The sequence below is a fragment of the Flavobacterium collinsii genome (assembly GCF_902804485.1).
Lineage (GTDB): Bacteria > Bacteroidota > Bacteroidia > Flavobacteriales > Flavobacteriaceae > Flavobacterium > Flavobacterium collinsii.
Genome location: NZ_CADCST010000098.1, coordinates 163437 through 176592 on the forward strand (window position 1 = coordinate 163437; position 13156 = coordinate 176592).

Here is a 13156-nt window from a genome sequence, read left to right on the forward strand (position 1 = left end):
AGCTATGCTACATTTGTCCTGAATTTAAAAACCAATCATCATGAAAAAAATCACCTTATTATTACTTGCTGTTATCGCATTTAATACCGTTTCCGGACAATCAAAGAAAAAACAAATACTTTTACTTGGAACCTTCCATTTTGAAAACCCGGGACTTGACGTTGCTAAAATCAACAGCTTTAATGTGATGTCAGACAGAAGCCAAAAAGAACTGGAGAACATCACCAATAAAATAAAAAAGTTTGGTCCTAATAAAATTTTTGTAGAATGGAATTACCAAAAACAAGACAAACTGGACAAATTCTACAATAGAAATACGGACAGTTTACTTCATAAACAATCAGATGAAATTGTACAAGTCGCTTTAAGATCAGCTAAAAAACTAGGTCATAAAAAGCTATATGCCATTGATTACAACAACACCGACTTCCCATATGATAGTCTCGTAAAAGGAATGACAGCTGCCGGTCAGTTTGATCTAATCAAAAAGAATGAAGAAACTATGAAATATTATGAAAAGAGTCAAAATGAAAAAATTGCCAAATATTCACTGACTGAACTGCTGTTAGACATCAATACCAAAAAATCGAATGAAGACAATATTGGCTGGTATGTTGAAACGGCTACTAAAGGAGGCAAAATGGACGATTTTGTGGGGGCTTACTTAGTTTCGGAATGGTACAGAAGAAACCTTTATATGTATGCTTTAATTCAAAAACTAACCGAAAGTAAAGACGACAAAATCATGGTTTTATTAGGTGCCGGACATACTGCAATGATCAGAGAATTTGTTGAACACAATCCTGATTTTGAAATTGTAGAACTGGCGGCGGTTTTAAAATAGTCAGGGATCATTTAACCGCAAAGCACGCAAAGAATTTAACTTAAGATTGCCAATAGAAACGCAAAGTTCGCAAAGCTATTTGTTTAAAAAAGCCACGAATTCACGAATTATTTTTTATCCTCAAAGATTGTAAAAAATAATTCGTGAATTCGTGGCTAAAAAAACTTTGCGAACTTTGCGTTTATGATAACATTTTAGGCCAAAGAACGCACTTTCGAAAACATTGCCAACGGTTTCAACCGTTGGTACGCAAAATTAGAATCCCCGTGATTGAAACCACGGGCAATAATTAAAACAGCTTCTAAAGCTAAATTTATACAATAAAAAAAGAACAACTGGCTCGCGATTTTCTTAGCCACAGATTATCAGGATTAAAAGGATTATAAAAAGTAATTCGTGAATTCGTGGCTAAAAAACTTTGCGAACTTTGCGTAATTCTTTGTGCTCTTTGCGGTTAAAAACAAAAAAAATCCACTCCTTTCGGAATGGATTTTCTATATAAATTGATTTCTTATTGAATTAAGAAAGAGCAGCTTTAACTTGGTCAGCAGCTTCCTGAAATTGAACAGCTGATAAAATTGGCATACCTGAATTGTCAATTAATTCTTTTGCAATTTCAGCATTTGTTCCTTGCAAACGAACGATAATTGGCACATTGATAGCATCACCCATGTTTTTGTAAGCATCAACAACACCTTGAGCAACACGGTCACAACGAACGATTCCTCCAAAGATATTGATCAAAATAGCTTTTACGTTAGGATCTTTTAAGATAATACGGAAAGCTGTTTCAACACGTTTTGCATCAGCAGTTCCACCAACGTCTAAGAAGTTAGCAGGCTCAAAACCAGCGTATTTAATTAAATCCATAGTTGCCATTGCAAGACCAGCTCCGTTTACCATACAACCTACAGTACCGTCAAGATCTACATAGTTCAATCCTACTTCTTTAGCTTCAACCTCGATTGGATTCTCCTCACGGATATCTCTCATCTCAGCATATTTTGCTTGTCTGTATAAAGCATTATCATCGATATTTACTTTAGCATCAACAGCCATAATTTTGTTATCTGAAGTTTTCAAAACCGGGTTGATTTCGAACATAGATGCATCAGAACCAACATAAGCGTTGTATAATGAATCGATGAATTTCACCATTTCTTTAAAAGCATTTCCAGAAAGACCTAAGTTAAAAGCAATTCTTCTTGCTTGAAAACCTTGTAATCCAACAGTTGGATCAATTTCTTCTGTAAAGATTAAGTGTGGTGTATGTTCAGCAACTTCTTCGATATCCATTCCACCTTCAGTAGAATACATAATCATGTTACGTCCTGTACCTCTATTCAATAAAACAGAAACATAAAACTCAGAAGTTTCGCTTTCACCAGGATAGTAAACATCTTCAGCAACTAAAACTTTGTTTACTTTTTTACCCTCAGCAGAAGTTTGAGGTGTAATCAATTGCATTCCGATGATTTGTTCAGCAATTTCTTCAACTTGTTGCAAGTTTTTAGCCAACTTCACTCCACCACCTTTTCCACGTCCACCTGCGTGAATTTGTGCTTTTATCACATGCCATCCTGTACCAGTTTCGGCAGTTAATTGTTTTGCAGCAGCCACAGCTTCAACCGCATTGTTAGCCACAATTCCGCGTTGAATGCGTACTCCGTAACTTGCTAAAATTTCTTTTCCTTGATATTCGTGTATGTTCATAATATAGAATTTGTCTGGTTCTGAATTTATTTCAGAATAAAAGTGCGACAAAAGTAGCAAAATTCAACTTAATAGTAAAATCTTTTTCAATTAAATAATACGTGTGATATGCACTAAGCGTTTATTCTTTTTGAATGCAAAGAAATGGTTAACTAAATAATTTGTTAATATTAACTCAAAACCACTAAAACGTTTGATATTTAACAAAAACAACGCCGTATTCATTAGGCTTACAGCGATTTTTCATACTATATTTTAATCTGAATTGTCATTTTAATAATTCGCAATGGGTAAAATAACAATATTATCAATTAAGAAGTCTTTTTCTAATATTACAACAAAAATGAAAGCCAAATCACAATTTCAATACATTATATTTAACGAAATCTCTATTTTTGTAAAAAAAATATCAAGAATGAAAGTTAAAGAACAAGGGCTTTATTTGCCTGAATTTGAACACGACAATTGTGGTGCAGGATTTATTTGTAATTTGAATGGTATTAAATCAAATGATATTATTCACAAAGCATTGGATATCTTAATAAAATTGGAACATCGTGGTGCAGTTAGTTCTGATGGAAGAACTGGAGACGGAGCTGGAATTTTATTCGACATCCCACATGATTTTTTTAAAAAGGTATGTGACTTTGAAATCCCTGAAACACGTGAGTATGCAGTAGGAATGGTTTTTTTACCAAAAAGCAAAAACCAGGTTTCTTTTTGTATCAACGCTTTCGAATCAACTATTAAGGATCAGAACTTAAAGATCCTTGGCTGGAGAGATGTACCTGTTGAAGTGGAAAATTTAGGACAGATTGCCGCAGAAAAAGAACCAACAGTTAAACAGGTTTTTGTTAGCAAAAACGGTCAGGATTTAACTGAAAATGAATTTAATGCAAAACTTTTTGCAGCTAGAAAAATTGCCGAACATGCCGTTAGAGGATCTAAAACCTCCGAAAGCCACATGTTTTATTTCTCTAGTTTATCGACAACTACCATAATATATAAAGGTCTATTGATGCCGGAAGACATCAGCCGATATTATGTTGACTTAAAAGATCCCGATTTAGTGACTCGCCTGGCATTGGTGCACCAGCGTTTCTCTACCAATACTTTTCCTTCATGGGAATTAGCGCAACCGTTTAGATACATGTGTCATAATGGCGAAATCAATACACTTCGTGGAAACGTAAGTCGTATGCGTGCCCGTGAAGAATTGATGCAAAGCAAAGTTTTTGGCGATGATATCAAAAAACTATTCCCAATTATCTTAGAAGGAAAATCAGATTCTGCTTCTATGGATATGGTCGTAGAACTTTTATTAATGACAGGGCGTTCCCTACCGGAAGCGATGATGATGGTGGTCCCTGAAGCCTGGGAAAAGCACCAGACGATGTCTCCCGAGAAAAAGGCTTTCTACGAGTTTAACGCTTGTATAATGGAACCTTGGGATGGCCCTGCCTCTATCCCGTTTACAGATGGTAACGTAATTGGCGCTTTACTAGACAGAAACGGATTGCGTCCTTCTCGTTATACCTTAACCAAAAGCGGTTTCGTAATCATGTCGTCAGAAATTGGTGTATTAGATATCGAACCGGAAGATGTGATTCAACACGGTCGTTTAGAACCAGGGAAAATGTTCCTTGTAGATATGAACGAAGGACGTATTATTGAAGACGAAGAAGTTAAAAAATCAATCGTTACAAAACGTCCGTACAAAGAATGGCTTGATGCAAATTTATTGCCATTATCTAATATTCCGTACACCAACAACCCTACTCCGGTTGAAAAACTGGATTTCTTAACCAGACAAAAATTATTTGGTTATACAATTGAAGATTTAAAAACCATCATTAACCCAATGGGAGGTCAGGGAGCTGAAGCTATCAGTTCTATGGGTAATGATACACCTTTGGCTGTTTTATCAGACCAGCCTCAATTGTTGTACAACTATTTCAAACAATTATTTGCTCAGGTTACCAATCCGCCTTTGGATGGTATTCGTGAGGAAATAATTACTGATATCAGTTTAGCCATTGGCGGTGATTTCAATATTTTTGAAATTGAATCTAAGCAGTGTAAAAAATTAAAAATCCAAAATCCGGTTGTTTCCAACGAGGATTTAGATAAAATTAGAAACATTGACCACGTTGATTTCAAATCGGCTACTATTTCTACCTTATATAAGATCGAAAAAGGAGTAAATGGCTTAGAGCGTGCCCTTGAAAAATGTGTTGAAGCAACATTCAAAGCCGTTTCTGACGGATGCAACATCATTATTTTATCAGACCGAGGCGTAAGTGAAGAACTGGCTCCAATACCAATGTTATTGGCTTGCTCTTACATTCACCACTCGTTGAATATTTTACAGGTTCGTTCAAAATTCGGAATCATAATCGAATCTGCCGAGCCTCGTGAACCGCATCATTTTGCTTTATTATTCGGATACGGCGCAAGTGCAATCAATCCTTACATGGTAAACGAAATCATTCACGATCAGGTGAACCAGGGCTTTATCAAAGGTGTAAAAGCAGATTATGCCATTGTAAATTACAATAAAGCAATTGCAAAAGGAATCGTTAAAATCATGAACAAAATTGGTATCTCTACTTTACATTCGTACAGAGCAGCACAAATTTTCGAGATTTTAGGTCTAAACAAAACCTTTACTTCAAAATACTTCCCATATACACCTTCAAGAATAGAAGGAATTGGTTTGATGGAAGTCGAAAAAGAAGTTAAAAAACGTTTTCAGAAAGCATTTCCAAATTCAAAAATTGCCAATTTACTTTCCCTTGAAATCGGAGGTATTTACAGATGGAGACGCGGTGGCGAAAAACACATGTTTAACCCAACCACTATTTCGAAACTGCAACAGGCTGTTCGTTTAAACAGTCCTGAAAGTTATAAAGAATACTCTAACATGGTCAATGAGCAAAGCTCAAACCTAATGACTATCAGAGGTTTATTTGAATTCAATAATTTAGATCCAATTTCTATTGATGAGGTAGAGCCTTGGACTGAAATTGTGAAGAAATTCAAAACCGGAGCCATGTCTTATGGATCTATCAGTAGAGAAGCACATGAGAATTTAGCGATTGCCATGAACAGAATTGGCGGAAAAAGTAATTCCGGAGAAGGTGGAGAAGATCCGAAACGTTTCCAGAAAGAAATTAACGGAGATTCGAGAAACAGTGCGATCAAACAAGTGGCATCAGGACGTTTTGGAGTTTCGATCAACTATTTGACCAACGCTAAAGAAATCCAGATTAAAATGGCTCAGGGAGCAAAACCTGGTGAAGGTGGACAGTTACCCGGAGAAAAAGTAGTGCCTTGGATTGCCGAAACCAGAAACTCTACACCTTATGTAGGTTTGATTTCACCTCCTCCGCACCACGACATTTACTCTATTGAAGATTTGTCTCAGTTGATTTACGATTTGAAAAATGCCAATCGTGAAGCACGTGTAAACGTAAAATTAGTTTCAGAAGTTGGCGTTGGAACCATCGCAGCCGGTGTCGCCAAAGCAAAAGCCGACGTGATCTTAATTTCTGGTTATGACGGAGGAACCGGTGCCGCACCCTTAACTTCTTTACAGCATACAGGTATTCCGTGGGAACTTGGATTAGCCGAAGCGCAACAAACTTTGATCTTGAACGATTTAAGAAGTCGTGTGGTTCTGGAATGTGACGGACAGTTAAAAACAGGTCGTGATGTAGCGATAGCCGCTTTATTGGGAGCTGAGGAATTTGGTTTTGCAACGGCTCCGCTGGTAGCTTCAGGATGTATCATGATGAGAGCTTGTCACTTAAATACTTGTCCGGTTGGTATTGCTACTCAGGATCCTGAATTGAGAAAAAATTTCAAAGGAACTCCGGAGCACGTGATTAACTTCATGTATTTTATTGCCGAAGAGTTAAGAGAAATCATGGCACAATTAGGTTTCAGAACGTTAAAAGAAATGGTGGGGCAGTCGCAAAAATTAAATGTGAACAAAGCGATCCAGCATTACAAAGCCAATGGTTTAGACTTATCATCGATTCTATACAAACCGGAAAAAGCCAAAACAGTTCCAAATCACAATACGACTACACAAGATCACCAACTTGAAAATGTATTGGATTTTGACATCATTAAAGAAGCTATTCCGTCTATCTACAGAAAAGAAAAAACACGAGTTACTTTTAAGATTAAAAATACAGACCGTTCTGTAGGTGCGATTTTGAGTAATGAAATCTCAAAAATATATGGCGCACAAGGATTACCTGATGATACTATTTTAGTTGATTTTGAAGGTTCTGCCGGACAAAGTTTTGGTGCTTTTGCCACCAATGGCTTGTCGTTTAAAATTCACGGAAACTGTAATGATTATCTAGGAAAAGGGCTTTCCGGAGGAAAACTAATTGTAAAAGTACCTCCTACTGCCACTTTCAAACCTGAAGAAAACATCATTATCGGAAACGTTGCCCTTTACGGAGCTATTACCGGAGAGGCTTATATTAATGGAATTGCCGGAGAGCGTTTCTGTGTTAGAAATTCCGGAGCAACTGCCGTTGTAGAGGGAATTGGAGATCACGGATGCGAGTACATGACCGGTGGTACGGTGGTTGTTTTAGGAAAAACAGGACGAAACTTCGCCGCCGGAATGAGCGGTGGTGTCGCCTATGTTTACGATCCAAAGCAGCAATTCGATTCAAGGGTATGCAACATGGAAATGGTTGCTTTTGATCCTATCGAAGACGAAGACGTGAGAAAACTAAGAAAACTGATCAAAAACCACTCTTTGTACACCAACAGTCCATTAGCAAAAAGAATTTTAGCAGACTGGGAAAATGAACAGCAGAATTTCGTAAAAGTAATGCCAACTGATTATAAAAAAGCACTACAACGAATTGCAGAAGAGAAAAAAATAGAAGAATTAATAGCTTAATTAAAAGGTTCTGAGATACAAAGGTGCAGAGGTGCTAAGTTTTTTTAACTCACCTCTCACATTTTACAACTCACAACTAAATTTTATTAAAAATGTCATGGGTAAAATAGGCGGATTTAAAGAATATAACAGAGCCGACGAAAGTAATATAGCAGTTGCAGAACGTGTTACGAACTACAACGAATTTACGATTCCGTTAGCAAAAGATCAAATAAAAGAACAAGGTTCGAGATGTATGGATTGTGGAATTCCTTTTTGCCACAGTTCTTGTCCATTAGGAAATCTAATTCCTGATTTCAACGATATGGTGCATCAGGAAGAATGGCAAAGTGCTTTAGAGATTTTACAATCAACAAATAACTTTCCAGAATTTACAGGCCGTTTATGCCCTGCTCCATGTGAAAAATCATGTGTATTGGGAATCATCAAAGAACCTGTTGCCATCGAAAACATCGAGAAAAACATCATCGAAAGAGGTTTTGCCGAAGGCTGGATCAAACCACAGGCACCAAAAACCAGAACCGGAAAAACAGTTGCTGTTATTGGTTCAGGTCCTGCAGGTTTAGCAGCGGCACAACAATTAAACAGAGCTGGTCATACCGTTACTGTTTTTGAAAGAGACAATGCTATTGGAGGTTTATTACGTTACGGAATTCCAAATTTCAAATTAGAAAAAGGCATCATCGACAGACGTGTAGCAATCCTTGAAGCGGAAGGAATCTCTTTTAAAACTAATGTAAATGTTGGTGTAAACTTTAGTATAGACGAATTAAACTCTTTCGATTCTATCGTATTGTGCGGTGGAGCAACCGAAAGAAGAAGTTTACCAACTAAAGGAATCGAAAGCAAAGGTGTTGTTCAGGCAATGGATTTCTTAACTCAGCAGACTAAAGTTTTGTTTGGAGAATCAATTCAAGATCAGGTTATGGCTACCGGTAAAGATGTAATTGTAATTGGCGGTGGAGACACCGGTTCTGATTGTATTGGAACTTCTAACAGGCATGGTGCAAAATCGGTAACCAACTTTGAGATTTTACCAAAACCTCCAGTTGGAAGAAGCGAAACAACTCCTTGGCCATTTTGGCCGCTACAGTTAAAAACCTCATCTTCTCACGAAGAAGGCTGCGACAGAAACTGGTTGATCAATACCAAAGAATTCTTATCGAACGACAAAGGAGAACTGGTAGGATTAAAAACCGTTGAAGTACAATGGAAAATGACTCCGGGTCAGCGTCCTGAACTAATCGAAAAAGAAGGCTCAGAGAAAATATGGCCATGTGATTTAGCTTTATTGGCTTTAGGATTTACAGGTCCTGAGAAAACTTTAAGCGAGCAATTAGGTCTGGAAATCGATATGAGAAACAACTATAAAGCCAAAAATTATCAGACGAATGTACCACACATTTTCACTGCCGGTGATATGCGAAGAGGACAATCGTTAATTGTATGGGCTATTTCAGAAGGTCGTGAAGCAGCGAGAGAGGTCGATTTGTTCTTAATGGGCTCTACCAATTTACCAACCAAAGGAAACGGAGATTTGCCAAGTTTGTAAATCGCAGACTCATTTCACCTTTATAAAATAAAAGAGGCTGTCCGAAAAGTAAGGACAGCCTTGTTTTTATAAATAATTTAGATTGAACTATAATCCAAAAGCAATTTATTTGGTCGGCAAAAATTATACGTCTTAATTCAACGCTGATTTGACAGATTCGCTATCGCGAAGACACTGATAAAAACGGATTCTAAAAATTAAAAAAACTTTTAAATGAGGAAAAAAATATGTTTTATCCGCGTCGAACTAAAGTAGAGATTTAAACCAATAACATAATAAGAGGAAGTTCATACTTTTCGGATAGCCCCTTTGTTCTGAAATTATGGAATTATACTTCAATTTAGAAGGATTCTTCTAAATTTAAAAATTATACTGAAGCTGTAAAGTGGTGCGTCTTCCCGGAGCACTTACAAAATCTTTATCTCTGGCCTGCCACCATGCAATATTTGGAGAATAATCTTTATTAAACAAATTCTCAACTCCTAATCCTAATCGAAACGATTTATTGATAAGATAAGAACTGCTCAAGTTAAAAACGGTATACTTTTTTACAGGCCCTTCGTTAAAACTGTACAGGTTTGTTGTTGGACTTGGATCAAATCGATCTCTTTTAAAGTTATGCAAAGAACTTAATTCAATATCTAAATTTTTTATAGGGCGTATCTGAATATAAGTCGTAAGCTTTGGAGCCATTATTCGGGATCCGTTAATGTATTTTTCGTATGTTCCGTTATTATCATTATCTACTTTTCCTTCAATCCAGGCAAAAGCACCACCAAAACTTAAAATATCCAATGGTTTAAAGCCTACAATAGCCTCGTAACCCCAGATGTTTTCAGGAGCGCGCTGCATCGCAAAAGAACCATCTGCTGACTGAATCGAAGTAGCTCCTAATTGTGACGTGCTCCAGAAACTGGTAACCTCATAGTTGAACCATTTTTTGATCGTTCCGGCTACTCCCATTTCATAATTGTTTACAATTATAGGATCGGTTGGTAATTTTGAGATCACACTTTCTGTAGACGTTCTTAAAATTCTCCCTACCTCATTGATCGAAAAGGACTGAGAATAACTCGTAAAAACATTTACCTCCGGCATAATGTTATATCTTAATCCGATGTTTCCAACAAGGGCATTGTAATCTAACTCGCCTCCCTGAACAAAAATACTTTTGGTGTAAGTATTGTTTTTAGCATTCAATACCGGCAATGTATTAAAATCATCCGCTTTAACTTTAATATTTTCATATCTCGCACCCGCTTTTAGAGTGAATTTTCCCCATGCATCAAACTTGATTAAGGCGAAAGGAGCTGTATTGACCATGTTCATTTGTGGTGTCCAGAAACGACCATCCTCTAATTTTTGAACCGTTTTGTCCTGAAGTAAATCCAAACCATAAATTACCTCTGCTTTATAGGTATCATTTGCAAAAAGACGAGAATCAAAATTAATACGCAAACCTTTCTTTTGTGAGGCCACATTCGATTGTCCTCCATTTAAAAACTGATCTCTGTCGTACGAGTAAACTGTTCTAAAATCTTGTGCATAAACATTAACATCCAGAGAAGTATTATTCCAAATCTCCGAATTAGAGTACGACAATCTGAAATTATGATTTCGAGGTGTTCCTTCAGGCGTCCCTAAACGGCCACCGGCTTCTACTCCAATAGTTGGAATTTCTCCCCACTTCCCAATCTTAACATCCTGATCTAAAAATGATTTTGAAGCATAACCCATATACGAGAATTCAAGTCTTTGCTTGTCTGTAAATGCATATCCAACTTTAAACAATCCATTATAGGTATTTAAATTTGATAAACTATAGAACGGTGAAAGATTGACACCATTTGCATCTTTAGATACACCTGATCTTTCCTGTGTAAAACCAACAACGTAATCGAGCTTTTTTAATTTTCCTGCCAACGAAAGCGAAGCTCTGTAACCAAATGATTCTGCGAATGTTTTAGGTTGTGTAATCAAACCAAGTTGTACCGAACCACCAATCTTTTCTTCTGAATGATTTTTCTTTGTAATATAATTGACAATCCCTCCATCTGCTCCATTACCGTAAATTGAGGTGGCTCCCTTAATTACTTCCACTCTTTCGATAGACGAAGGGTCAATTACCTGAAGATCTCTACCTCCATTTCTCAAAGGTGTAGATTGTGGTATCCCATCAATCATCACCAAAAAAGGTCTTCCTCTTAAAGTCTGACCGAAATTTGAAGTTTGGTTACTTGCAGTCGCTAAACCCGGAACTGTATATTGTAAAATATTACTGATATTGGAATTCACCATCGTCTGACTTTGGATCTTTTTCGCTCCAACAATCGTAATAGAAGAAACAACTTCTTTTATACTTTCTTTTTTTCGACTTGCAGTCACAATAATATCATCTAAATTATTGGTTTGCAAACTGTCTTTTGATTTTTCCTGAGCAAATCCTACAGTAGTTGTAAGGATAATCAAGCAAAATATAGTAATCTTTTTCATAAATAATCTTTAATAATGTAATTTTGGGGCAAATATAATTTTAATTCACTCTAAATAAGAATTAGAAACCATTAAAAGTTAAAAAAACTTTAAATGTTTATTTTATAACAATTTGTTACAATTTGTTATTTTTCAATTTAAAATTTGTCAATCGGCAAAAGAGTAATAAGTTTGCTGAAAATAGTTTACAGATGCAAGCAAAAGATTTACTGCAGTTAGCAGAACAATTTGGAAGTCCATTATATGTATATGATGCCGAAAAAATCCAATCTCAGTACAACAGATTAACCAAAGCTTTCTCTAAGGTGGAAAACTTAAGAGTTAATTATGCCATGAAAGCATTATCTAACGTTGCTATTCTTCAGTTATTAAAGAACATGGGGTCTGGCCTGGATACTGTATCTATTCAGGAAGTTCAATTAGGACTTCATGCTGGCTATGATCCTGACAAAATTTTCTTTACACCAAACGGGGTTTCTCTTGAAGAAATCGAAGAAGTTGCCGCAATGGGTGTACAAATCAATATTGACAACTTATCTATTCTGGAGCAATTCGGAACAAAATATCCACAAATTCCGGTATGTATTCGTATCAATCCGCACGTAATGGCGGGTGGAAATGCTAATATTTCGGTAGGACATATCGATAGTAAATTCGGAATCTCTGTTCACCAAATTCCGCATATCTTGCGAATTGTAGAGAACACAAAAATGAGCATCGTGGGAATTCACATGCACACAGGGTCTGATATTCTTGATATCGAAGTATTCTTGTATGCTGCTGAAATTTTGTTTGATACTGCAAAACACTTTAAAGATCTTGAGTTCCTTGATTTTGGAAGCGGATTCAAAGTGCCTTACAAAAAAGACGATATCGAAACCGATATTGAAGAATTAGGTAAAAAATTATCAAAAAGATTCAACTCTTTCTGTGCTGAATACGGTAGAGATTTAACGTTAATTTTCGAACCGGGAAAATTCCTGGTGAGTGAAGCAGGTTTCTTCTTAGCCAAAGTAAACGTAGTAAAACAAACAACTTCTACAGTATTCGCAGGAGTCGACAGTGGTTTCAACCACTTAATTCGTCCTATGTTTTACGGTTCATCACATCATATCGAAAACATCTCGAACCCAAAAGGAAAAGAGCGTTTTTACTCGGTAGTAGGATACATTTGCGAAACTGATACTTTTGCCAACAACCGCAGAATCTCGGAAATTACGGAAGGTGATATTTTAGCATTCAGAAATGCCGGAGCTTACTGTTTTTCTATGGCATCCAACTACAATTCAAGATACAAACCAGCCGAAGTTTTATGGATGAACGGAAAAGGAATCTTAATCCGTCAACACGAAACATTCGAGGATTTGCTTAAAAATCAAATTCCGTTGCCACAAGAAGTTGCTGCAACAGTTTAAAATAAAAAAAAAGAATATCTATTTAATCCCGTTTCTTAATTGAGGCGGGATTTTTTTATTTCAGATTGTAAACGTTTGTCTGGTCGAGCGAAGTCGAAGCACAGCATAATCTTGTCATTTCTGTAAAGGTTAGATATTTCGGTAACAAAATTTAACTTTAATAAATTTTGTTGCGATGAGAAATAATAGTCAAGATTCCACTTTAGAAC

The 13156-nt window shown here is 36.5% G+C and carries 6 protein-coding genes; 4 read left to right on the forward strand and 2 right to left on the reverse strand.

Features of this window, described 5'->3' with window-relative positions; genetic code table 11:
- Positions 1 to 40: 40 nt before the first annotated feature.
- Positions 41 to 844: a DUF5694 domain-containing protein gene (locus FLA105534_RS15645; RefSeq protein ID WP_173967051.1), complete on the forward strand. Its 804-nt coding sequence runs from the start codon at positions 41 to 43 to the stop codon at positions 842 to 844.
- 519 nt (positions 845 to 1363) lie between these two features.
- On the opposite strand, the gene sucC is transcribed toward FLA105534_RS15645, so the two are convergent.
- Complete coding sequence (gene sucC / locus FLA105534_RS15650) at positions 1364 to 2557, reverse strand: ADP-forming succinate--CoA ligase subunit beta (RefSeq protein ID WP_173967052.1); 1194 nt, start codon at positions 2555 to 2557, stop codon at positions 1364 to 1366.
- Positions 2558 to 2972: 415 nt separating this feature from the next.
- On the opposite strand from sucC, the gene gltB reads away from it, so the two are divergent.
- Both gltB and FLA105534_RS15660 read left to right on the forward strand, forming a co-directional pair.
- A complete protein-coding gene (gltB, locus tag FLA105534_RS15655) occupies positions 2973 to 7487 on the forward strand; it encodes a glutamate synthase large subunit (protein WP_173967053.1) in 4515 nt (1504 codons plus the stop codon).
- A 97-nt stretch (positions 7488 to 7584) separates the two neighbouring features.
- Positions 7585 to 9039: a glutamate synthase subunit beta gene (locus FLA105534_RS15660; RefSeq protein WP_173967054.1), complete on the forward strand. Its 1455-nt coding sequence runs from the start codon at positions 7585 to 7587 to the stop codon at positions 9037 to 9039.
- Positions 9040 to 9399: 360 nt separating this feature from the next.
- Here FLA105534_RS15660 and FLA105534_RS15665 read toward each other — a convergent pair whose 3' ends face one another.
- Positions 9400 to 11532 (reverse strand): TonB-dependent receptor, encoded by a 2133-nt coding sequence (locus FLA105534_RS15665; RefSeq protein ID WP_173967055.1) that lies wholly within the window; start codon positions 11530 to 11532, stop codon positions 9400 to 9402.
- Positions 11533 to 11654: 122 nt separating this feature from the next.
- Here FLA105534_RS15665 and lysA point away from each other — a divergent pair, with 122 nt between their 5' ends.
- Positions 11655 to 12947 (forward strand): diaminopimelate decarboxylase, encoded by a 1293-nt coding sequence (gene lysA, locus FLA105534_RS15670; RefSeq protein WP_262888458.1) that lies wholly within the window; start codon positions 11655 to 11657, stop codon positions 12945 to 12947.
- The last annotated feature ends 209 nt before the right edge of the window (positions 12948 to 13156 follow it).